The 20,925-nt window shown below is 67.1% G+C and carries 21 protein-coding genes; 7 read left to right on the plus strand and 14 right to left on the minus strand.

Annotated features, from left to right (window positions below; genetic code table 11):
• Positions 1-26: 26 nt before the first annotated feature.
• On the minus strand, positions 27-1,304 hold the full coding sequence (locus BAU07_RS14890; protein ID WP_066659119.1) for an MFS transporter: 1,278 nt from the start codon (positions 1,302-1,304) through the stop codon (positions 27-29).
• A gap of 172 nt (positions 1,305-1,476) precedes the next feature.
• On the opposite strand from BAU07_RS14890, the gene BAU07_RS14895 reads away from it, so the two are divergent.
• The 3 genes from BAU07_RS14895 to BAU07_RS14905 all read left to right on the plus strand — a co-directional run bounded on the left by BAU07_RS14895 (position 1,477) and on the right by BAU07_RS14905 (position 4,764).
• A complete protein-coding gene (locus BAU07_RS14895) occupies positions 1,477-2,169 on the plus strand; it encodes an ABC transporter ATP-binding protein (protein WP_066659122.1) in 693 nt (230 codons plus the stop codon).
• Complete coding sequence (locus tag BAU07_RS14900; RefSeq protein WP_066659124.1) at positions 2,166-2,960, plus strand: ABC transporter permease; 795 nt, start codon at positions 2,166-2,168, stop codon at positions 2,958-2,960. The genes BAU07_RS14895 and BAU07_RS14900 overlap by 4 nt, the downstream gene beginning before the upstream one ends.
• Before the next feature lie 229 nt (positions 2,961-3,189).
• Positions 3,190-4,764, plus strand: coding sequence for a serine hydrolase (locus tag BAU07_RS14905; protein WP_066659126.1), 1,575 nt, complete (start codon positions 3,190-3,192; stop codon positions 4,762-4,764).
• Positions 4,765-4,858: 94 nt separating this feature from the next.
• Here BAU07_RS14905 and BAU07_RS14910 read toward each other — a convergent pair whose 3' ends face one another.
• On the minus strand, positions 4,859-5,497 hold the full coding sequence (locus BAU07_RS14910) for a glutathione S-transferase family protein (protein ID WP_066659128.1): 639 nt from the start codon (positions 5,495-5,497) through the stop codon (positions 4,859-4,861).
• A 145-nt stretch (positions 5,498-5,642) separates the two neighbouring features.
• On the minus strand, positions 5,643-6,620 hold the full coding sequence (locus tag BAU07_RS14915) for a LysR family transcriptional regulator (RefSeq protein ID WP_415830301.1): 978 nt from the start codon (positions 6,618-6,620) through the stop codon (positions 5,643-5,645).
• Between the two features lie 255 nt (positions 6,621-6,875).
• Here BAU07_RS14915 and BAU07_RS14920 point away from each other — a divergent pair, with 255 nt between their 5' ends.
• The 3 genes from BAU07_RS14920 to cuyB are packed head-to-tail and all read left to right on the plus strand — an operon-like array spanning position 6,876 to position 10,045.
• A complete protein-coding gene (locus tag BAU07_RS14920; protein WP_066659130.1) occupies positions 6,876-7,859 on the plus strand; it encodes a Bug family tripartite tricarboxylate transporter substrate binding protein in 984 nt (327 codons plus the stop codon).
• Position 7,860: 1 nt separating this feature from the next.
• Positions 7,861-9,300 (plus strand): N-acyl-D-amino-acid deacylase family protein, encoded by a 1,440-nt coding sequence (locus tag BAU07_RS14925; protein ID WP_066659131.1) that lies wholly within the window; start codon positions 7,861-7,863, stop codon positions 9,298-9,300.
• 58 nt (positions 9,301-9,358) lie between these two features.
• Positions 9,359-10,045 (plus strand): cysteate racemase, encoded by a 687-nt coding sequence (cuyB, locus tag BAU07_RS14930; protein WP_232338350.1) that lies wholly within the window; start codon positions 9,359-9,361, stop codon positions 10,043-10,045.
• 132 nt (positions 10,046-10,177) lie between these two features.
• On the opposite strand, the gene BAU07_RS14935 is transcribed toward cuyB, so the two are convergent.
• The 11 genes from BAU07_RS14935 to BAU07_RS14985 all read right to left on the minus strand — a co-directional run bounded on the left by BAU07_RS14935 (position 10,178) and on the right by BAU07_RS14985 (position 20,231).
• The gene (locus BAU07_RS14935; protein WP_066659134.1) at positions 10,178-10,879 is read right to left on the minus strand and encodes an ABC transporter ATP-binding protein; all 702 of its coding nucleotides are present in this window, start codon (positions 10,877-10,879) and stop codon (positions 10,178-10,180) included.
• Positions 10,879-11,646: a high-affinity branched-chain amino acid ABC transporter ATP-binding protein LivG gene (gene livG / locus BAU07_RS14940; protein ID WP_066659136.1), complete on the minus strand. Its 768-nt coding sequence runs from the start codon at positions 11,644-11,646 to the stop codon at positions 10,879-10,881. Before livG ends, BAU07_RS14935 begins: the two co-directional genes overlap by 1 nt.
• Positions 11,643-12,875 carry a high-affinity branched-chain amino acid ABC transporter permease LivM gene (locus BAU07_RS14945; protein ID WP_066659138.1) on the minus strand — a complete coding sequence of 411 codons (1,233 nt, stop codon included), beginning with the start codon at positions 12,873-12,875 and terminating at the stop codon, positions 11,643-11,645. The genes livG and BAU07_RS14945 overlap by 4 nt, the downstream gene beginning before the upstream one ends.
• Positions 12,875-13,801, minus strand: coding sequence for a high-affinity branched-chain amino acid ABC transporter permease LivH (livH, locus tag BAU07_RS14950; RefSeq protein WP_066659140.1), 927 nt, complete (start codon positions 13,799-13,801; stop codon positions 12,875-12,877). Before livH ends, BAU07_RS14945 begins: the two co-directional genes overlap by 1 nt.
• 100 nt (positions 13,802-13,901) lie before the next feature.
• Positions 13,902-15,017, minus strand: coding sequence for a branched-chain amino acid ABC transporter substrate-binding protein (locus BAU07_RS14955; protein WP_066659147.1), 1,116 nt, complete (start codon positions 15,015-15,017; stop codon positions 13,902-13,904).
• Positions 15,018-15,222: 205 nt separating this feature from the next.
• Positions 15,223-15,915, minus strand: coding sequence for a VIT1/CCC1 transporter family protein (locus tag BAU07_RS14960; RefSeq protein WP_066659149.1), 693 nt, complete (start codon positions 15,913-15,915; stop codon positions 15,223-15,225).
• 53 nt (positions 15,916-15,968) lie between these two features.
• The gene (gene mmsB / locus BAU07_RS14965) at positions 15,969-16,856 is read right to left on the minus strand and encodes a 3-hydroxyisobutyrate dehydrogenase (protein WP_066659151.1); all 888 of its coding nucleotides are present in this window, start codon (positions 16,854-16,856) and stop codon (positions 15,969-15,971) included.
• A 59-nt stretch (positions 16,857-16,915) separates the two neighbouring features.
• Positions 16,916-18,097 (minus strand): enoyl-CoA hydratase/isomerase family protein, encoded by a 1,182-nt coding sequence (locus tag BAU07_RS14970; RefSeq protein WP_066659157.1) that lies wholly within the window; start codon positions 18,095-18,097, stop codon positions 16,916-16,918.
• On the minus strand, positions 18,094-19,248 hold the full coding sequence (locus BAU07_RS14975) for an acyl-CoA dehydrogenase family protein (RefSeq protein ID WP_066659159.1): 1,155 nt from the start codon (positions 19,246-19,248) through the stop codon (positions 18,094-18,096). The genes BAU07_RS14970 and BAU07_RS14975 overlap by 4 nt, the downstream gene beginning before the upstream one ends.
• A gap of 214 nt (positions 19,249-19,462) precedes the next feature.
• Positions 19,463-19,807, minus strand: coding sequence for an RnfH family protein (locus BAU07_RS14980; RefSeq protein WP_066659161.1), 345 nt, complete (start codon positions 19,805-19,807; stop codon positions 19,463-19,465).
• Positions 19,797-20,231, minus strand: coding sequence for a type II toxin-antitoxin system RatA family toxin (locus tag BAU07_RS14985; RefSeq protein ID WP_066659163.1), 435 nt, complete (start codon positions 20,229-20,231; stop codon positions 19,797-19,799). The genes BAU07_RS14980 and BAU07_RS14985 overlap by 11 nt, the downstream gene beginning before the upstream one ends.
• Positions 20,232-20,455: 224 nt before the next feature.
• Between BAU07_RS14985 and smpB the strand changes: the two genes are divergently transcribed.
• Positions 20,456-20,923, plus strand: a complete 468-nt coding sequence (smpB, locus tag BAU07_RS14990) for an SsrA-binding protein SmpB (protein ID WP_066659165.1) — start codon at positions 20,456-20,458, stop codon at positions 20,921-20,923.
• Positions 20,924-20,925 lie beyond the last annotated feature (2 nt).

The raw sequence follows: 20,925 nt of genomic DNA on the forward strand, positions 1-20,925 counted from the left end.
CCCGACGCCGGCCCGCGCCGTCCGCCCTAGGCGCTCCCGGCCTTCTGGCGTCTGGACCCGCCCGTGACCACATGCAGCCGCCACGCCAGGGCCAGCCCCAGCACCAGCAGCGTACCGATCAGGCCCGCCACGCCGTTCCAGCCGCCGGCTTCCCAGCACTTGCCGCCCAGCGAGCCCAGCACACTGGACCCCAGGTAGTACGCCAGCAGGTACAGCGACGCCGCCTGCGCCTTGTGGCCGCGCGCGAGTTGCCCCACCCAGCCGCTCGCCACCGAATGCGCGGCGAAGAAACCGAAGGTGGCCAGCACCACGCCGCCGACCACGAGGGCCAGCATCGACGACAGCGTCAGCAGCGTCCCGCCGAGCATGGTCGCCACCCCCAGGCATAGCATCGCCCCACGGCCATGCCGATCGGCCAGGCGGCCGAACAGCGCGGAGGCGAATATCCCGACCACATACACGGTAAAGATCGCGCTGATCACCGACTGGCTCAAGCTGTACGGCGGCGCCAGCAGGCGGAAGCCGGCATAGTTGTAGATGGTGACAAAGCCGCCCATGAGCAGGAAGCCCAGCGTGAACAGCGAAAGCAGGTTGACGTCGACCAGATGCGTGGCGATGCCTTCGCGCGCCGCCTGCCACCCGCCGCCGCGCCGGGGCGTGAAATGGCGCGACGGCGGCAGGCGCAACACGAATAGCACGGCGGCCGCGATGCCGACCAGGCCGACCACCACCATCGCGATGCGCCAGTCGGCATGGTCGGCGACCAGCCCCGCCATGACGCGGCCGGCCATGCCGCCGAAGGCGCTGCCCCCGATATAAAGCCCCATTGCGAAACCGAGGTCCGACGGGGCCACCTCTTCGGCCAGATACGCCATGGCGACAGCCGGCACGCCGCCCAGCGCCAGGCCCTGCAAGGCGCGGACGACGAGCAGCGCATGCCAATCCGGAGTCAGCCCCGCCGCCAGGGTCAACAGGCCCGAAGCGAACAACGACACCGCCATAATGCGTTTGCGCGGCAGCCGGCCGGACCAGAATCCCACCGCGAATATCGCCAGCGCCAGCGAACCCGTGGTGAGCGACAGCGACAGGCTGCTCTGGGTGGGCGATACGCCGAAGTGCTCGGCGAACAGCGGCAGCAGCGGCTGCACGCAGTACATCAGCGAAAAGGTGGAAAAACCCGCGGCGAACAAGGCCCAGTTGGCGTTGCGATAACCCGCTGTTCCGCGGGTCAACTGCGGGGCGGGTCGTGCCGCCGGCGCCGCGCGGGAACCGATGGCGGCCGGGTTGGTCGATGAGGAGGTCATGATGAAAAGCGATGCGGAGCGATGCCGGTCCGAAGACGTCTCCAGACAAAGAAAGCGGCCTGTGCTCCCCTGGCCCGCCACGTAGACAGGATCAATTGATCTGCCCAATATATCGGACCGGATGACCCAATATCTTAAACGTATCGCGCACGCGCCGCTTTCTGCTCCCTGTATGGCCTGCACGCCTTCCGCGCGCCTCGCGCTGGAAGGCATAGCGCCAGCGGGGCTGCGGCCCGTTGACCTGACATTGGCGGCGGGCGAATGCGTGGCCATCATGGGACCATCCGGCGCCGGCAAGTCGCTGCTGCTCCGGCAGGTGGCCGACCTGGACCCGGGGGCCGGGGAAGTCCGGCTGGACGGCCGGCCCCGCAGCGGCATGTCCGGCCCGGCCTGGCGGCGTCAGGTGGTGTATTGCCAGGCGGAAGCCGGCTGGTGGGACGACCGCGTGGCGCCCCACTTTCCCGCATCCACCAGCGCCCGCATGGGGGACGCCCTGGCCCTCATGGAACGCCTGAGCCTGCCCGCGCGCCTGATGGGCTGCCAGGTGCACGAACTGTCCACCGGCGAACGGCAGCGCATGGGACTGGTGCGCGCCCTGCTGAACGAGCCGGCCGTCCTGCTGCTGGACGAACCCACGGCGGCGCTGGACGAGGACGCGACCGCCCGCGTGGAGGCCGAACTGCAGGCCCGCCTGGACGCCGGAACCAGCGCGCTCATCGTCACCCATGCCGCCGCGCAGGCCCGCCGCCTGGCCCATCGCACCTTTCACATCGTCGAGGGAAGGCTGGAGGAAGCGGTGCGGGGCGGGCCGCTCCAGGCGATCGTGGGCGGCCCAAGCCAGGCGGGCACCCGGGAGAATCCATGAACGCCATACGGCTGGATGCCTCCGACCTTGCCATCGCGGCCTGCCTGGTGGCGCTCAGCGCCCTGGTATCGCTGCTGCTGCGGCTGCGGATGGAGCGGCAGATCGTGTGGGCCGCGGCGCGCACCGTGGCCCAGCTCCTGTTGGTCGGCCACCTGCTGCGCCTGGTATTCATCCATGACACACCCTGGATCACGGCCGCCCTGGTGGCGCTGATGATGGCCCTGGCCGCGCGCGAAGTGGCCGCCCGGCCACAGGCGCGCTTGCGCGGCCATGGCAATGCGTGGGTGGGCGCGCTGACGGTGGGCACGGCAACCGTGGTCACCGCCTTGTTCATCCTGCATACGGCGCTGCGGCCTGACCCGTGGTATGACCCGCGCTACGTGATTTCCCTGGTAGGCATCGTGCTGGGCAGCGTCCTGAACGCCGCCAGCCTGGCGCTGGACGGCATGCTTTCGGGCGTACGCCGCGACAAGGCCGGCATCGAGGCGCGACTGGCACTGGGGGCGACCGCCTACGAAGCCTTCTCGCCGCTGCTGCGCGCCTCCGTCAGGCGCGGCATCGTGCCGACCATCAACCAGATGTCGGCGGCCGGCATCATTACCCTGCCCGGCATCATGACCGGCCAGATCATCGCCGGCATGGATCCCGTGGAGGCCGTGAAGTACCAGATCCTCATCATGTTCCTGCTGGCCGGGGCCAGCGCCATGGCCGCGATCGGCACCGCCTATGCCGCGATGCGACGGCTGACGGACGGACGCGCGCGCCTGCGGCTGGATCGCCTGTCGGGGTGAGCTGGCGGTGTGCGCCCTTGGCCACCATCCGGGCTTGCCTGGCGTGAGGCCGCTTCCCACTTAAGGCGCCCACGTCGCGGGGGAAACGACGCCGGCATCGCACTCGGCCGCAATAGGCCTTGTGGAGCGCGGCCGGCAACGATATGGTGGCGCACGGGGCGGATCGCGCCTCGGTCCAGGCTGCTTGCCTGGCGCATCGTCCCAGTTCCCTGGACACCGGAGCCGCATCATGGCAGAACGCTGGACCCGCTTCACGTCGGCGATCGTATGCGCGCTTGCCGCTGCTGCGGCAATGGCGGACCCGCCCGCCGCTTCGATACCGCCAAATGAAGTCTCGGCCTTGCCCATTCCCCCCGGCCAGATCGACGCCGCCGTGGCGAGCCTGGACGCGCTGGCCCAGGACCTGATGGACAAGACCGGCATCCCGGGCATGTCCATCGCCGTGGTGCGCGATGGCAGGGTTGCATACGCCAAGGGCCTGGGTGTGCGCAAGACGGGCGAAGACGCGCCGGTGGACGCCGATACGGTCTTCCAGTTGGCGTCGCTGTCCAAGTCGGTGGGCGCCACCGTGGTGGCGCGCCAGGTGGGCATCCGCGCGGTCGGCTGGGACCAGCCCGTCATCCGTTCCATGCGGGGCTTCGCCCTGGCGGACTCGTGGGTCACGCACAACCTGACGCTGGCGGATCTCTATGCGCATCGCTCCGGCCTGCCGGACCATGCAGGCGACGATCTGGAAGACCTGGGCTATGGCCGGCCGGAGATCCTGCAACGGCTGCGATTCCTGCCCCTGGCCCCGTTCCGCGCGACCTATGCCTATACCAACTTCGGCGTGACCGCTGCGGCCGAGGCCGTGGCGCTCGCATCGGGAAGCGACTGGGCCACCTTGTCCGAGCAGGCGCTCTACGCCCCGTTGCAGATGACGTCCACCAGTTCGCGCTTCGAGGATTTCGCGGGCCGCGCCAATCGGGCGTACGGCCATGTCAAAAGCGGCGGCGTCTACCAGGCGAAGTACCAGCGCCAGCCGGACGCGCAGTCGCCCGCCGGCGGGGTCAGCTCCAGCGCGAACGATATGGCCAAATGGCTCGCCATGCTGCTGGGGCAAGGTAGCGTCGACGGACGCGAGATCGTCGCGCCGGCCGCCCTGCTGGCCGCCATGACACCCCAAATGATATCGGCGCCCGCCGCCTCGCCGAACGCCCGCGCCGGTTTCTACGGCTATGGCTTCAATGTCGGCGTGCAGCCGTCCGGCCGCACGGAAATCAGCCATTCCGGCGCCTTCGCGCTGGGCGCCGCCACCGCCTTCGCCGTCATTCCCTCGGCGGGCGTAGGCATCGTGGTCCTGACCAATGCCGCCCCCATCGGCGTTCCCGAAACGCTGATCGCGCAGTTCAACGACCTGGTCCAGTTCGGCGCGATCACCCGGGATTGGCGCGCCGCTTATGGCGAGGTCTTCGCGCATTTTGCCGACCCCTCCGGCAGCCTGGCGGGCAGGACGCCGCCCGCGCAGCCGACGCCTGCCGCGAACGCCGATGCCTATGCGGGGCGCTACGCCAACGACTATTTCGGCGACGCCACCGTGGTCGCGGACAACGGCGGCCTGGCGCTGGTCCTGGGACCGAAGCAAACCCGATACCCCTTGCGGCATTGGGACGGCAACCGCTTCGTCATGGACATGCACGGCGAGAACGCCAACGAAGGATCGGTTTCAGCCGTGGATTTCATCGTCGCCGCATCGGGCAATGCCTGCGCCTTGACGGTGGAGCTGCTGGACGAAAACCGGCTGGGCACCTTCGTCAGGCGCTGAGCGCGGCGCCTGGATGCGAGCGGCTGGGGCCTGCCTGGCGCCCACGTCGGATACGCCCTGCGGCGCGCTTGCGTCGCGCCAAGGCAACCTCGCCTCAATCCCCAGCGCCGGAGAAATGCCGATGGAGCACATCGCGCACCTGGCGATGGCCGGCTGCCTGCTCCGCCACCGCCGCCAGCCGCGGGCAGTGCTGGTCGAACCACGCCCGGCGCGGCCGCCACCGCGTCATGACAGCCACATACAGGTCCAGCGCGCTGAACTGGTCTCCCAGCACGTGCGGCGCTCCGACCTGCTGATCGATGCTGCGCCAGAGCGTTTCGCGGCGTTCGTCCGTGGCCGCCCGCAGGCGTCGCGCGGCATCGCCGGGCCCGGTCCAGCGCTCCGGCTCATCGCCATACGTGAAGGTCGGATACACCGCCGATGTCAGGCGCACCAACAGCTCGAAAAAGCGTACCCGCTGGAAGCTGCCCGGCGCCGGCGCCAGGTTGGCATGCGGGGCGACATCGTTCAGGTGCAGAATCATCGCCGCGCTTTCCGTCAGCACGGCGCCACCCGGAAGTATCAGCGTGGGAACCTGGCCCAATGGATTGAGCCGGAGCAACCGGTCGCGTCCGGGCCCCGGCTTCAGATAAGGCAGGTCGGTCAAGTGGGTATCCAACCCCGCCAGGCGCAGGGCCGCCTCGACAATGGCGGAACCGCAACCGCGCGAACCGATCAATTCGTAGTGCGTCATGGCGTGGCTCCCCCTGCAAGTATCCCCCTGCGGGCCCGCGTGGCGACCGACTTCTGCGCAAACTGTACACCGGCGCACCGGTGCGCAAGGCATCAGGACGTAACGGGATCCGCCGCCGCCCGTGCGGGCCGCGCGGCCGCAAGGCTCAGGACGGGAGCCCGAACACGGGCGCCGGCTCGTCTTCGATGACCTTGCGCAAAACCTCCAGGAAGCGGCGCGCCATCAGCGGCAGCGGCTGCAGCGCCGAGTACGTGGCCCAGATGCCGGTCTGCGCCGCCGGCTCGATCGGGCGCACCACAATGGAGCGGCGCAGGTCCGGGTCGACACACCAGGCATCCACAAAGGCCGCGCCCAGGCCCTGCTGGACGAAGGCGGCGGCCGTCACAGGCGAATGCACCTCGACAGCCGCGGGCTGGGGTGCCGTCGCACCGAAAAACGCCGCGAGTACCTTTCCCAGCGGCGTAGCTGCCGGATAGCCCACCCATGCCACCGAGGCGAAATCCTCGGGCCGCACGGCGGGACGCGTGGCCAGGGCATGGTCCGGCGGCATGATGCACACCACGTCGACCCGGCCCAGCTCCACCGCGACCAGATTGGGATGGTCGGGCGGCTGCATGGACACCGCGATATCGGCATGCCCCCCCAGAAAGTGCCCGGCCAGCTCGTCGAAGGTCGCGCTGCGGTAATCCACACGGACCTGCTCGCGCAGCGCCCGCAGTTCGCGCAAGGCACAGGGAATCATGCGCTGGCCGAAACTGGCGCTGGACACCACGCGCAGCATGCCGGCGCCCGACTCTCCCAGGCTGCTGGCCAGCTCGTTGACGCGGTGGATGCCGCTGTAGACCTGCTCGACCTCGGCATACAGGCGACGCGCCTCCGCCGTGGGGGTCAGGCGGCTGCGCGACCGGTCGAACAAGGCATAGCGCAGCCGGCTTTCCATCAGGCTGAGCACCCGGCTGACAGCCGGCTGGGACACATGCAGCATGCGCCCCGCGCCGCTGATGGACCCCGACAGCATGATCGCCCGGAACACCTCGATCTGGCGAAGATTAAGCGGCGGCCGCTGTCCCGCATCCGCGACCCGCGACGCCAATCCGCCTTGCGTCATCCCCTCTTCCCGCATGCCGTTGGTGGCTCCTGGCCTTGCCCTTGGATAACACGGGATTATAGGTTTTCCATATTTTTTGATATGCGGGGCGCGCGACGGCGGTGTTAGTGTGCTGTCCGGTCCTGTCCGAGGCGGCACATGGCGCACATCGGCACGTCGGGCACATGCGGCACACGCAGCGCATGGCCCGCATGCGCTGCGCGGCGCCACGGCGGGACGATCCGGCTTCGGGCCGCCCCGCGCGGCCCATATCACACAAGGGGATGGACAATGTCCACATTCAAGCAGTTTCGCCGATGGGCCGCCGCCGCGGTCATCACCACCCTGGCAGGCAGCGCGCTCGCCGCATCGGACTGGCCCCAGCGGCCGGTGACGTTCGTCGTGCCGTCCGCCGCGGGCGGTTCGCCCGACGTGCTGTCGCGCCTGGTCACCACGCAATTGGCCAAGCAGACAGGCGGCACGGTGGTGGTGGAAAACCGCCCCGGCGCGGCCGGCAACATCGGCATCAATGTGATCAAGCGGGCGCCGGCGGACGGCTACACCATCGGCTACGGGAACATCAATACCCTGGCCGTGAACCGCTCCTTATTCAAGAAGCTGCCCTACGACGTGGACCAGGACCTGGAGCCCGTGATCCACATGTTCGACCTGTACAACGTGCTGATTGTGCCGGCCGATTCCCAAGCCCACAGCGTGGCGGACCTGATCGCCCTCGCGCGCAAGAACCCGGGCCGGCTGTCGTACGGCGCCCCGGGCGTCGGCACCACCGGCCACATGGGCGGCGAACTCTTCAAGAGCATGGCGAAGATCGATGTCATGTTCATTCCCTACAACGGCGGCCCCGCGGCCATCCAGGACCTGCTGGGCGGACGTATCGACTACCTGTTCGCCAATTCGTCCGAAGCCGGTCCCCTGGTGAAGAGCGGCAAGGTGCGCGCGCTGGGCGTGAGCAGCCTGAAGCGGCTGGCCCTGTTTCCCGACATCCCGACGCTGGACGAATCCGGCCTGAAAGGCTACGAGACCGTGGCCTGGGGCGGCGTCGTCGCGCCGCGCGGCACGCCCCAGGACGTGGTCCAGAAGATCAACGCCGACATCGCGCAGGCCTTGAAGGCTCCCGAAGTCCGCGAGGGCCTGGCCACCCTGGGCGCCGAACCGGCCGGCGGCAGTCCCGCCGATTTCAGGAAGCTGATCGACCGCGAAACCGCCAAATGGCGCGATATCATCGAAACGGCCAAGATCGAAAAACTGGATTGATATGCAGCCCGACCTGATCCTGCGCAACGCCACCGTCATCGACGGCAGCGGCAAGTCTCGCTACGCGGCCGACGTCGCCATCGCTGGCGACCGCATCGCCGGCATCGGCCGCTTCGAGCATCCGGACCTTCCCGTCCTGGACGCGCGGGGTCAGGTGCTGGCGCCGGGCTTCATCGACTCGCATACCCACGATGACGGCTACCTGCTGGCCCACCCGGATATGACGCCGAAGGTCTCGCAAGGTATCACTACCGTGGTGACCGGCAATTGCGGGGTGAGCCTGGCGCCCCTGGTTCGCGAACAGGTCCCGCAGCCCCTGGATTTGCTGGGGCCGCCGTCGCTGTTCCGTTTCCGCAGCTTCGCCGCCTGGCTGGACGCCTTGCGCGCCGCTCCGCCGGCCGTCAATGTCATTCCGCTGGTGGGGCATACCACCCTGCGGGTGGCGGCGATGGCCGACACGCAGCGCCCCGCCACCGCCGAGGAAATCGCCGCCATGCGCGACCTGATGGAGGAAGCGATGCAGGCGGGCGCCTTCGGCATGTCCACCGGCACCTTCTACCCGCCGGCCGCGCACGCTCCGACCCAGGAAATCATCGACGTGGGCGCGCCCATCCGCGCGCGCGGCGGCCTGTACGCCACCCATCTGCGCGACGAGGCCGACCACATCGTGCCCGCCATGCAGGAGGCCCTGGACATCGGCCGCGCGCTGGATTGCCTGGTGGTGTTTTCGCACCACAAGCTGGCCGGCGGGAAGAACCATGGCCGCTCGGCCGAAACACTGGCCATGATCGAACGCGCCAGCGGCATGCAGCCGGTCTGCCTGGACTGCCATCCGTATCCGGCCACCTCCACCATGCTGCGGCTGGACCGCGTGCGCATTTCGCGGCGCGCGATGATTACGTGGTCCAAGGGATACCCGCAGGCCAAGGGACGCGACTTCGCCGATGTCATGCGCGAACTCGGCCTGGGCGACGAGGAAACCCTGCAGACCCTATCGCCCGCCGGCGCGATCTACTTCCTGCTCGACGAACAGGACGTGCGCCGCATCATGGCCCATCCCCTGGCCATGGTGGGTTCGGATGGCTTGCCCTTCGATCCGCATCCGCATCCGCGCCAGTGGGGCACGTTCACCAATGTCCTGCGCACCCTGGTGCGCGAGCAGGAGGTGCTGTCGCTGGAGCAGGCCGTGCACAAGATGACGGGACTGGCCGCCCGCAACTATGGCCTGGCGGAGCGTGGATTGCTGCAGCCGGGCTATTATGCGGATCTGGTCCTGTTCGATCCCGACCGCGTGGCCGACCGCGCCACCTTCGAGGATCCGATACAGATCAGTCAGGGCATCCAGGGCGTCTGGGTCAACGGGCGCCGGGTGTGGCAGGACGGCGCGGCCGGCACGGCGCGCCCCGGCATGGTCCTGACCCCTACCCGAACCACGGAGTGATTGCGTGAATTACCGGCATCCTGGCTGCTATCTGGGCATCCTGGGCGGCATGGGCCCGATGGCCGGCGCCGCCTTCGCGCTGCGCCTGTCCGCCCTGACCCCCGCCGACCGCGACCAGGACCACATCCCCGCCCTGTTGCTGAACGACCCACGGGTGCCGGACCGCACGGCCGCCACGCGCGGCGGCGAGGATCCGCTGCCCTACCTGTTGCACGGCGTGGAGTTCCTCAACACGAGCGGCGCGCGCCTGATCGCGGTGCCCTGCAACACCGCGCATCTCTGGTACGAGGCCATGGCCAAGGCCTCGCGCGCGCCGGTGCTGCATATCGTGGAGTCCGTCGTGGAAGACCTGCGCCGCCGCGGCATACACAGCGGACGGATCGGACTGATGGGCACCGAGGCGACCCTGCGCCTGGGCCTGTACCAACGGCACCTGGCGCAGCACGGCTACGAATGCGTGGTGCCGACGGAAGACGAAATCGCGGCGTATTGCACCGCATCCATTCTGGCCGTCAAGGCGAACAGGCTGGCCGAAGCCTACGAACCGGCCGCGGCCGGCGTGCGCTTGCTGGCTTCGCGTGGAGCCGTGGCAGTCGTGCTGGGATGCACGGAACTGCCCCTGGCCATTCCGCACGACCGCCGTCCGGAATTCGACGTGGTCCTGACGGATTCCATCGACGCGCTGGCCCTGGCGGTGATCCAGCGCTACCAGGCCGACTGCCTGCCGGCATCCGCGGCCGCCTAGGCCCAGGCCGCCCGCGCGGCCTCATGACCCGACGCGAACGCCCCAGCCGCATGACGATAGCCCGGAGGCCGGTCTCATGACCGCGGGGCTCCAGCGGCGCAGCCGCATGCATGCAGCGGCATGCGGGCCACCTCACCCACCCAGGTACGCCTTGCGGACATCCGGGTTCACGAGCAGGTTGGCGCCGGTGTCCTGCAGCACTACCCTGCCGTTCTCGAGCACATAGCCGCGATCTGCCACCTGCAGGGCCTTGTTGGCGTTCTGCTCGACCAGGAAGACGGTCACGCCCTGGTCGCGTATGGTGCGGATGATGTCGAAGATCTGCGCGATGATCAGCGGCGCCAGGCCCAGCGTGGGCTCGTCGAGCAGCAGCAGGCGTGGGCGCGTCATCAGCGCCCGGCCGATGGCCAGCATCTGTTGTTCCCCGCCGGACATGGTGCCTGCGCGCTGGTCGGCCCGCTCCTTCAGGCGCGGGAACAGGCCGTACACATGCTCCAGTCCGGCTTGCACCTCCGCCCGGCTGGCGAAGAAACCGCCCATCATCAGGTTTTCCGCCACCGTCAGGTCCTTGAAGACCCGGCGTCCTTCCGGGGAAATCGCGACACCGCTGCGCATGATGTGATGCGTGTGCTGGTTCGTGATGTCCTGGCCTTCGAACGTGATCGTGCCCGAGCGCGCGCGCGGGTTGCCGCAGACCGTCATCAGCAAGGTGGTCTTGCCCGCGCCGTTGGCGCCGATCAAGGTGACGATCTCGCCTTTGTTGATTTCCACCGACACACCGTTGAGCGCCTGGATGGCGCCGTAATAGGTGTGCACGTTCTCCAGCTTCAGCATTATTCTTCTCCCAGGTACGCCTTGATGACGCGCTCATCGCTGCGCACCGCCTGCGGCGTGCCTGTCATGATGGGCTTGCCATGCTCCATGACCAGAATGCGGTCGGAGATGCCCATGATCAGACTCATGTCGTGCTCGATGAGCAGCACCGCCACGCCGAATTCACGGCGCAGGCGGTCGATCAGGCGCTGCAGGTCCTGCTTTTCCTGGGGATTCAGGCCAGCGGCCGGCTCATCCAGCATGAGCAGCCGCGGCTTGGTAATCATGCAGCGGGCAATTTCCAGGCGGCGCTGATGGCCGTAGGCCAGGTTGCCGGCCTCGCGGTTGGCGTACTGCCGCAGGCCCATGAAGTCCAGCCACTGCGCGGCGCGGGCGAGTGCGTCGGCCTCGGACTGCCGATAGGATTTCAGCTTCAACAACCCGGACAACAGCCGCGTATCGACCTGGGTGTGCTGCGCCACCAGCAGGTTCTCGAGCACTGTCAATTGCTTGAAGAGCCGCACGTTCTGGAACGTGCGCACCAGGCCATGGCGCGCCACGCCGTGGCTGGGCAGGCCGGTGATGCCGCGCCCGTCCATGGTGATCTCGCCGGCCGTGGGCTTGTAGAAGCCGCCCACGCAATTGAAGACGGTAGTCTTGCCCGCGCCATTGGGCCCGATGATGGCGAACACTTCGTCGCTCTTGACGTCGAATTCGACATGGTCCACGGCCAGCAGGCCGCCGAACCGCATGCACAGTCCGGATACCTTCAACAGGACGTCGCTCATTTGTCCAGCTCCACATGAGGACGCTTCATCGGCAGCAGGCCCTGCGGCCGCCACATCATCATCAGCACCATGACCAGCCCGAACATCAGCATGCGGTATTCGGCGAACTCCCGCGCCACTTCCGGCAGGACCGTGAGCAGGATGGCGGCGAGGATCACGCCCACCTGCGAGCCCATGCCGCCCAGGACCACGATGGCCAGGATGAGCGCGGACTCGATGAAGGTGAACGATTCGGGGTTGACCAGGCCCTGGCGCGCCGCGAAAAAGGCGCCGCCGAAACCGGCGAACATGGCGCCCAGCGTGAAGGCCGACAACTTGATGCGGGTCGGGTTCAGCCCCAGCGACCGGCACGCGATTTCATCCTCGCGCAAGGCCTCCCAGGCGCGACCGACGGGCATGCGCTTGAGCCGGGTCGACACGAACAGCGTGATCAGGGCCAGCATCAAGGCCATCAGGTACAGGTAGATGATGACGTGCTGGTTCTGGAACGTCAGGCCCAGCAGTTCGTGAAAGGTCCGTTGCCCCTCCACACTGGCGGTGCGGGTCATCTCGAATCCGAACACCGTAGGCTTGGGTATGCCGGAAATGCCGTCCGGACCGCCGGTCAGCCAGTTCAGGTTGATCAGCAACAGGCGGATGATCTCGCCGAAACCCAGGGTCACGATAGCCAGGTAATCGCCGCGCAAACGCAGCACCGGGAAACCCAGCAGGAAACCGAACAGCGCCGACATCGCGCCGGAAAAAGGCAGGGCTTCCCAGAAGCTCCAGCCGCCCCAGTGATACAGCAGGGCGTAGGTATAGGCGCCTACGGCATAGAAGCCGACGAACCCCAGGTCCAGCAGGCCCGCGAACCCCACGACGATATTCAGGCCCAGGCCCAGCATGACGTAGATCAGCACCAGCGTGGCGATGTCCACCGACCCGCGATCGCTGAAGAACGGCCACAGCACGGCCACCGCCACGACCAGCACGATCAGCCACTTGTGGTGCTGCACCGGCGCGGCGGGCAGCGTGGGCAGCGCGGACTTCATGCGCTTGAACGGCAGCGCCAGCCAGGGCTGGAACAACTGCCCGACGAAGACGACCGCCATGGCGATGAGCACATTGCTCCAATGCGGGTCCATCAGCGTGCGCGCCCCCTGGCGCACCAGTTGCAGGCCGAAGACCGGCGTCACGATGAACGCCGTCAATATGGCGGCGATGAATGCATTCTTGATTTGGTTCGCCATCAGACTTTTTCCACCTCGGGTTTACCCAACAGACCGGTGGGCCGGAAAAGGAGGATCAACACAAGCAGCAGGAAGGCGACGATGTCCTTGTACTGCGAAGAAATATAGGCAGCGGCGAAGGTCTCCACCAGGCCCAGCAGCGCCCCGCCCAGCATCGCACCCGGAATGCTGCCTATGCCGCCGAGCACCGCCGCCGTGAAGGCCTTGATGCCCACGATGAAGCCGATGAAGGGGTTCAGCTTGCCGATGGTCAAGGCGATCAGCACGCCCCCGACCGCGGCCAGCACCGCGCCGAGCACGAAGGTGAACGAGATGACGCGGTTGGTATCGATGCCCAGCAGATTGGCCATGTGCATGTCCTGCGAGCAGGCGCGGGAGGCACGGCCCATGCGTGAGTACTTGATGAACAGCGACAGCGCGATCATCAGGACGACCGTGACGACGATGATCATGATGCGCGAATACGGCACCGTCACGTCGAAGTTGCTGCCCATGCCGAAACTGATGGCGCCGCTCATGATGTTGGGCACCGCCATATCGCGCGCGCCCTGCCCCAGGGCCACCCAGTTCTGCAGGAAGATGGACATGCCGATCGCCGAGATCAACGCGACCAGCCGCGGGCTGCCGCGCAGGGGGCGATACGCCACGCGCTCCACGGTAAAGCCGTACACACCGGTCACCGCCATCGCGACGATCAACATGGCGGCCACGATCAGCGGCACCGGCAAACCGCTCTGCGTGCCGATCGCCGTCAGCGTCACCAGCCCCACATAGGCGCCGATCATATAGATTTCGCCGTGGGCGAAATTGATCATGCCGATGATGCCGTACACCATCGTGTACCCGATCGCGATCAAGGCGTAGATCGCGCCCAGCGACAGTCCATTGAAGAACTGTTGCGTCAATTGCGGAAGAAGGTCAGACATATCTTATTCAGGCTCCAAATAGTTCCGGCCCCGGTAATACGACCCGGAGCCGGAAACCTGGGCGTTCGGATGGAACCCCGCTGCAAAACGGGGCGCACCATTACAGCTGCGTCTTCTTGCCGTCCTTGTCCCACTTGAACACGGCGAACTCGAAGTTCTTCAGGTCGCCCTTCGCATCGTATTCGACCTTGCCGATGGCAGTGTTGAAAGAGTGTTGATGCATATAGTCGGCGACCTTTTTGGGGTCTTCGCCCACGGCGGTGATGCTGTCCGCCAGGATCTGCACCGCGGCGTAGGCCGGCATCTGGAAGGCGCCGTCCGGGTCGCGCTTCTTGTCCTTGAAGGCCTTTACGATGCCCTCGTTGCCGGGCAGCTTGGTGAAGTCCGACGGAAGCGTCACGAGCAGGCCTTCGATGGCGGGACCGGCGATCGCCACCAGATCCTGGTTGGCCGTGCCTTCAGGGCCCATGAACTGCACTTTCAGGCCCTGTTCGCGGGACTGGCGCAGCAGCAGGCCCAGTTCGGGGTGGTAGCCGCCGAAATAGACGAAGTCCACGCCCGCCGACTTCAGCTTGGTGATCACCGCCGAATAGTCGCTGTCGCCGACGTTGATGCCTTCGAAAAGCACCACGTTGACGCCATCTTTCTTCAGGGTATCGCGCACCTGCGTCGCCACGCCGGAACCATAGGTCTGCTTGTCATGCAGTACGGCGACTTTCTTGGGCTTGACCGTCTTGGCGATATAGTTCGCCGCGTAAGGGCCCTGCTGGTCGTCGCGCCCGATGGTGCGGAAGAAGTAATGCGGTTTGATGGTGTCGGTCACCAGCGGCGAGGTCGCCCCCGGGGTGATGGCGACGATATGTTCCTGTTCGTAGACATTGACCGCCGGCACCGTCACGCCCGAGCAGGCATGCGCCACCGCGAACTTGGCGCCCGAATTGACGACCCGGTTGGCCGCCGGGACGGCCTGCTTCGGTTCGCAGCCGTCGTCGATCAGGATGGGTTCGAGTTGTTTGCCCTTCACGCCGCCCTTGGCGTTGATGGTTTCGATCGCCGTCAGGGCGCCAGCCTGGATCTGGTCGCCATACTGCGTGTTGGGACCCGTCATGGGCTGGGGAATGCCGATCTTGATGGTATCGGCGGCATGCACCGCGCCCGCCAAAGTAAGCGCACCCAGTGCGAGCGCGACAGGGGTAAGGCGTTGGAGCAAATTCATGCGAGCAATCTCCGCTAGGGTTGAGCGGCACGGCACCGACAGCCGTGCGGAAGGATATTCCGTGGCCTATCGTGCATCACCGGCTTCTTGGGCAAATCACGATGTGGCGCGTATTCTGGAAGGACGCTGTCAGCCTGTCACTGGGTGTATTCCCCAATATCGAGCAAAATAGGATATAGGGAGACAGATGCCCGCCGCCCCGCTATCAAACGGCCGCCCCGAACAGGGCTCCGACGGCGGCCGTCAATGCCATCGCAAGCGCGCCCAGCGTCGACACACGCAGCATCGCCGCCGTCTTCGGCGCGCCCCCCGCCCACGCGGCGACGGCACCGAGCAAGGCCAGGCAGGCGATGGAACCCGCCGCCACCAGCGGGATCTGGATCGCCGACCCGGGCGCCAGCAAGGCCAGCAACAGCGGCAAGGCCGCACCCACGGCGAAACTCATGGCCGACGCGACGGCCGCCTGCAAGGGCCTGGCCCGCGTCTGCGTCGATATGCCGAGCTCGTCGCGCGCATGCGCGTCCAGGGCGTCATGCGCGGTCAATGCCCGGGCCACCTGTTTGGCCAGCGCCGGATCGAGCCCGCGCCGGACGTAGATCTGCGTCAGCTCCTGCAGCTCATCCGCGGAGTTGCGCTTCAAAGAATACTGTTCCAGCTTCAAGTCCGCGCGCTCTACATCGGCTTGTGATTTGACCGATACATATTCGCCGGCCGCCATCGACAGCGCCCCGGCCGCCAATCCGGCCAGCCCGGCGGTCAATATCGCGCCGTGGCTGGACTGCGCCGCGGCGACTCCGGCGATCAGGCTGGCCGTGGAGACGATGCCGTCGTTCGCGCCCAGCACGGCGGCGCGCAACCAGCCACTACGGTGTATGCGGTGATGTTCTGGAGCCGGCATTGGAATCTCGAATCGCATGGACGCCCGAGATACTACGCCATCCCGGCAGCGCCTTAATCCCCACCCTTGAACAGCCGCACGATGCTGGAGAAATCCAGCTTGCCATGGCCGCCGGCGCTATGCATGGCGTAGAGATTCCGCGCCAGCGCCCCCAGCGGCGTCGACGAGCGCGTCGCCACCGCCGCCTCGGAAGCCAGGCCGAGATCCTTGAGCATCAGGTCGGTCCCGAATCCTCCCGCATAGCCCCTCGAGGCCGGCACGTTGTCCATCACGCCTGGCCACGGGTTGTAGACTTCCGTCGCCCAGTTGCGGCCCGAGCTCTTGGCGATGATTTCCGACAGCACCTTGGGATCCAGGCCGTTGGCGACCCCCAGGGCCAGCGCCTCCGCCGTCCCCGCCATCAGGACGCCCAGGAGCATGTTGTTGCAGATCTTCGCCACCTGCCCCGAGCCGGCGGGCCCGGCATGGAACACATTCCTGCCCATCTGCTCCAGCACCGGCCTGCCGCGCGCGAGCGCGCCCGCATCGCCGCCCACGATGAAAGTCAGCGTGCCGGCGGCCGCGCCCGCCGTGCCGCCGGACACGGGCGCGTCCAGCATGGATATGCCGCGCGCCTGGGCCGCGGCCGCAACCTTGCGCGCGGCCTCCGGCGCAATCGTGCTGCAGTCGATCACCAGCGCCTTCGGATCGATGTGCGCCAGCAGGTCTTCGCCCAGGTACAGCCCTTCCACGTGCTGACTGGCCGGCAGCATGGTGATCACGATGTCCGCGCCCGCCACGGCCTCCTTGGCCGAGCCCGCGGACTGCGCGCCGGCCGTCGTCAATTGCGCCACCCCGGCGGGAAGCAGGTCGTACACCACCAGCGCGTGGCCGGCCTTGGCCAGGTTCAGGGCCATGGGCGCACCCATGTTCCCCAAGCCGATGAACGCGATCCTGTTCATTGCTGTCTCCTTGATCGTTGGATAGCCTTGCGAAGCCCCGCCGGGCGCGGCGGCCGGTACTACACCGCGCCGAGGTCCGCCAGGGGATGCGGCTGCTCCGGCGGCCACGGCTCCACGAGGAATTTCTGTACCCAGTCCCGGCTGGCCTCTTCCAGCGTGGCCGGGTTCCAGCGCGGCTGCCGGTCCCGGTCGATCAGCAAGGCGCGTATCCCTTCGGCGAAATCGCCGTGCGCCGCCGCATGAAGCGCGGCGATGTATTCGGCACGGAAAACGTCTTCCAGCGAACGCTGGCGCATACGTTGCAACAGCGTGAACGCCAGCCGCGCCGTACCCGGGGAGCCGGCCAGCATCGTGCGCGCCGCCTTGGACAGCCAGGGATCGGCATGATCCTTCAAGGCCGCCACATCGGCGTAGATCTCCTCCAGCTGCGTGCCAGCGCAGAGGTTGTTGATCTGGAAGGCGTGCTGCCGCAGCGGCCCCGGCTCCAGCACATCCGCCGGTTCCATGGCCAGCAGGGCCTGGCGCAGCAGGCCGTCGTTCATGGACCGCGGCGCGAAGGCAGGACCTTTTTCTTCGCCGCCTATCGCGCCGGTACTGCCGGCCCAGGGCTGCGCCAGCAAGGCGTCCATCAGCCTGGGCCAATCCGCCGCACGCAGGCGGAAATCCGCCAGGCCGGCATAGAAGGCATCGGATGTGTTGAGCTGTGCCCCGGTCAGCGCCAGGAACACGCCCGTACTGCCCGGCATGTTGTTGAGCAGCCAGCTGCCGCCGACATCGGGAAAAAGCCCGATGGTGATTTCCGGCATCGCCAGCTTGGATGTCTCGTCCACGACGCGGTGGCTGGCGCCCATCATCAACCCGATGCCGCCGCCCATGACGAATCCATGCCCCCAGCACAGTACGGGCTTCGGATAGGTGTGGATGCGGTAATCCAGGCGGTACTCCACCTCGAAGAACTCGCGCGCATAGCGATTGGCCCAGGCGTCTCCTTTGGGGGACTCACGCATGCTGCGATACAGGCCTTGCAAGTCGCCGCCGGCGCAGAATGCCTTGTCGCCGGCGCCTTGCAATACCACCACCGCGATCGCCGGGTCGTCCGCCCACTTCACCAGCCGCTCGTCGAGGCGGTGCGCCATTTCCAGCGAAAGTCCATTGAGCATCTGCGGCGCATTCAGCGTCGCAATCGCCAGGCGCATGCCATTTTGGGCAGCCCGTTCCTCGAAAAGCACCGGCTCGTTCATCGTAGGTCCGCTCCCTTCTCCAACAGCTGGCGAGCCACGATCACACGCATGATCTCGTTGGTGCCCTCCAGGATCTGATGGACGCGAGTATCGCGCACGAGCCGCTCCAATGGATAGTCCTTCAAATAGCCGTAGCCGCCATGGATCTGTTGCGCATCCAGGCATATCTGGAAGCCCATGTCCGTGGCGAAGCGCTTGGCCATTGCGCAGTAGGCGCTGGCGTCGGGGGCGCCGCCATCCAGCTTGCAGGCCGCCAGGCGCACCATCTGGCGCGCCGCCACCAGGTGGGTCGCCATATCGGCCAGCTTGAACTGCAGCGCCTGGAAATCGGCGAGCGGCGCGCCGAACTGGCGGCGCTCGCGCATATACTGGCGCGCGGCGTCCAGGGCGCCCTGGGCGGCCCCCACCGAGCACGTGGCGATATTGATGCGGCCGCCGTCCAGCCCGCGCATGGCGATCTTGAAACCCTGACCCGGCTCGCCCAGCATATTGGCGGCCGGCACGCGCACGTTCTCGAACGCGATGGCCCGTGTCGACTGGCTGTTCCAGCCCATCTTCTCTTCCTTGCGGCCGTAAGTGATGCCCGGACTGTCGGCCGGCACCGCGAAGGCGCTGACGCCCCCCGCGCCCCCTCCGCCGGTACGCGCCATGACGATAAGCAGGTCGGTATCGCCGCCGCCGGAGATAAAGGCCTTGGATCCATTCAGTACATACTCCGCGCCTGCTTCGTCGGCGCGCGTGCGCAGCGACGCGGCATCCGAACCGGAACCCGGCTCCGTCAGGCAGTACGACGCCAGCCGGCTGCCCGCGCACAGCAGCGGGCCCCATTCCGCGCGCAGCGCGGGCTGCGCCCAGGTGCCGACCATCCACGCCGCCATGTTGTGGATCGTCAGGAAGGCCGTGGTCGACGGGTCGACGGCCGCCATCTCTTCGAACACCAGCGTCGCGTCGATGCGCGGCAGCCCCAGGCCACCGATGTCCTGCGGCGCGTACAGCCCGCAGAAACCCAATTCCCCCGCTCGCGTAAAGGCATCCCGGGGAAAGATGCCCTGCGCATCCCAGTGCGCCGCATGGGGCGCCAGCTCCCCTTGCGCGAATTCGCGCGCAGCCTGCGCAAAGGCCCGCTGTTCCTCGCTCAGTTCCACGTCCATGTCTGCTGTCTCCTGTCCGGTTGCGGGCGTGCCCGCGCTTTACGTTAACGTAAACGGAAACAGCATGACAAGCCAGCCCTTTCCGTTGGCGGTCCGCAGAGGTCTTCAACGGCTGCTTGCAACGAGGTGCTTGCAACAGGTGCCTTCACCCAGTCGCTTCAGGGGCCTCTCTGAGCGGGCGCGTCTCCAAAAGGCCCCTTCAAGAGGCCTGCCTTCAGCGGGGCGCCTTGGGCGTGCGCGGCGGGCGGGGCCCCGGCACGGCGCGCGCCCGATGGGCGGCCCGGCGCCGCCGCGACTCCATGGGATCGAAGGCCAGCGGCCGGTAGATCTCGACACGGTCGCCGTCACGCAGCACATGGCCCGGCGCCACGGCGCGCCCGAACACGCCGACGCCGGCCTGCCACGGGTCCAGGCCGGGAAAGGCCTCGGCGAATCCGCTGGCCGCGACGGCATCCGCAGCGGTGGCCCCGCATGGCAGCGTCACTTCACGGAGCCAGGCTTCATGAGGCCGCGCATGGCATACCGACACAGCCACGGTGCCGGCGGCCTCATTCCCCATATACCGCCTGGGCGCGCTTGGTGAACGAATCGATGAAACTGGTGGCGATGCGATTGAACACCGGGCCCACCAGGGCCTCCAGCGCCCGGTTGGAGAATTCATACTCCATGGTGAACAGCACCTTGCAGGCATCCGGCGCCAGCGCCTGGAAGTGCCAATGGCCCACCAGCGTGGAAAACGGCCCGTCCACCAGTTCCAGGTCGATACGACTGGGAAACACGTGGGTGTTGCGTGTGGTGAAGCGCTGTTTCATGCCAGCGAAACTGATGGTGATGGACGCCTGCATGCCATGTTCGTCCCGCGAGCGCACTTCCGCGCCGCCGCACCATGGCATGAACTCGGGATAATGCTCGACACCGGCCACCAGGTCGAACATCTGCGCGTCGCTGTAGGGAACAAGGACGGAACGCTGGACTTTGTGCATCAGTGGTCGCAAATAGCTAGAATGCTAGGATTTTACCGGCTACGCGCAAGCGGCACCTTCCGCAGCCGGCACTTGTACCCCAGGGCATGGCATTCCGTGGGCATGGCATCCAGTCCGGGCCGGCTCCACGCGACGCGTTCCGCGTGCAGGACTCCGGGGTACGCCGCAGGGCCAAACACAGCGCCGCCTGGCGCGCAAGCTGGCGGGGAGCTGGCGGAAACCACATGAGCATTATCGACAATCGCAAGGCGTCCCACGAGTACTTCATCGAAGACCGCTTCGAGGCCGGGCTGGTCTTGCAGGGCTGGGAAGTGAAGGCCATACGCGAGGGCCGCGTCCAACTCAAGGAAAGCTTCGTCATCGTGCGCGATGGCGCGCTCTGGATCGTGGGCATGCACGTCAGTCCGCTGCCGACTGCCTCCACGCACATCCATCCCGATGCGACGCGCACCCGCAAGCTGCTGCTGCACGCGGAAGAAATCAGCAAGCTGATCGGCAAGGTCGAACAGCGCGGCTACACCCTCGTCCCCCTGAACCTCCACTACAAGGACGGCAGGGTCAAACTCGACTTCGCCCTGGGACGCGGCAAGAAGCTGCACGACAAGCGGGACACCGCGCGCGACAAGGACTGGGCGCGGGAAAAGGAACGCATCATGAAGCACGACACGCGCGCATCCCGGCGCGGCGAGTAGCG

Origin of the sequence: Bordetella flabilis (genome assembly GCF_001676725.1) — a bacterium.
Taxonomy (GTDB): Bacteria; Pseudomonadota; Gammaproteobacteria; order Burkholderiales; family Burkholderiaceae_B; genus Bordetella_C; species Bordetella_C flabilis.

What these genes read in the sequence shown, in the direction of transcription:
- BAU07_RS14905 (WP_066659126.1), top strand. Translation starts at nt 3,190, where the DNA reads ATGGCAGAACGCTGGACCCGCTTCACGTCGGCGATCGTATGCGCGCTT.
- BAU07_RS14900 (WP_066659124.1), top strand. Translation starts at nt 2,166, where the DNA reads ATGAACGCCATACGGCTGGATGCCTCCGACCTTGCCATCGCGGCCTGC.
- BAU07_RS14960 (WP_066659149.1), bottom strand. Translation starts at nt 15,915, where the DNA reads ATGCCGGCTCCAGAACATCACCGCATACACCGTAGTGGCTGGTTGCGC.
- BAU07_RS14985 (WP_066659163.1), bottom strand. Translation starts at nt 20,231, where the DNA reads ATGCACAAAGTCCAGCGTTCCGTCCTTGTTCCCTACAGCGACGCGCAG.
- BAU07_RS14945 (WP_066659138.1), bottom strand. Translation starts at nt 12,875, where the DNA reads ATGGCGAACCAAATCAAGAATGCATTCATCGCCGCCATATTGACGGCG.
- BAU07_RS14895 (WP_066659122.1), top strand. Translation starts at nt 1,477, where the DNA reads ATGGCCTGCACGCCTTCCGCGCGCCTCGCGCTGGAAGGCATAGCGCCA.
- BAU07_RS14955 (WP_066659147.1), bottom strand. Translation starts at nt 15,017, where the DNA reads ATGAATTTGCTCCAACGCCTTACCCCTGTCGCGCTCGCACTGGGTGCG.
- livH (WP_066659140.1), bottom strand. Translation starts at nt 13,801, where the DNA reads ATGTCTGACCTTCTTCCGCAATTGACGCAACAGTTCTTCAATGGACTG.
- BAU07_RS14975 (WP_066659159.1), bottom strand. Translation starts at nt 19,248, where the DNA reads ATGGACGTGGAACTGAGCGAGGAACAGCGGGCCTTTGCGCAGGCTGCG.
- smpB (WP_066659165.1), top strand. Translation starts at nt 20,456, where the DNA reads ATGAGCATTATCGACAATCGCAAGGCGTCCCACGAGTACTTCATCGAA.
- BAU07_RS14910 (WP_066659128.1), bottom strand. Translation starts at nt 5,497, where the DNA reads ATGACGCACTACGAATTGATCGGTTCGCGCGGTTGCGGTTCCGCCATT.
- livG (WP_066659136.1), bottom strand. Translation starts at nt 11,646, where the DNA reads ATGAGCGACGTCCTGTTGAAGGTATCCGGACTGTGCATGCGGTTCGGC.
- BAU07_RS14970 (WP_066659157.1), bottom strand. Translation starts at nt 18,097, where the DNA reads ATGAACGAGCCGGTGCTTTTCGAGGAACGGGCTGCCCAAAATGGCATG.
- BAU07_RS14980 (WP_066659161.1), bottom strand. Translation starts at nt 19,807, where the DNA reads ATGGGGAATGAGGCCGCCGGCACCGTGGCTGTGTCGGTATGCCATGCG.
- BAU07_RS14920 (WP_066659130.1), top strand. Translation starts at nt 6,876, where the DNA reads ATGTCCACATTCAAGCAGTTTCGCCGATGGGCCGCCGCCGCGGTCATC.
- BAU07_RS14915 (WP_415830301.1), bottom strand. Translation starts at nt 6,620, where the DNA reads ATGCGGGAAGAGGGGATGACGCAAGGCGGATTGGCGTCGCGGGTCGCG.
- BAU07_RS14935 (WP_066659134.1), bottom strand. Translation starts at nt 10,879, where the DNA reads ATGCTGAAGCTGGAGAACGTGCACACCTATTACGGCGCCATCCAGGCG.
- cuyB (WP_232338350.1), top strand. Translation starts at nt 9,359, where the DNA reads ATGGCCGGCGCCGCCTTCGCGCTGCGCCTGTCCGCCCTGACCCCCGCC.
- mmsB (WP_066659151.1), bottom strand. Translation starts at nt 16,856, where the DNA reads ATGAACAGGATCGCGTTCATCGGCTTGGGGAACATGGGTGCGCCCATG.
- BAU07_RS14890 (WP_066659119.1), bottom strand. Translation starts at nt 1,304, where the DNA reads ATGACCTCCTCATCGACCAACCCGGCCGCCATCGGTTCCCGCGCGGCG.
- BAU07_RS14925 (WP_066659131.1), top strand. Translation starts at nt 7,861, where the DNA reads ATGCAGCCCGACCTGATCCTGCGCAACGCCACCGTCATCGACGGCAGC.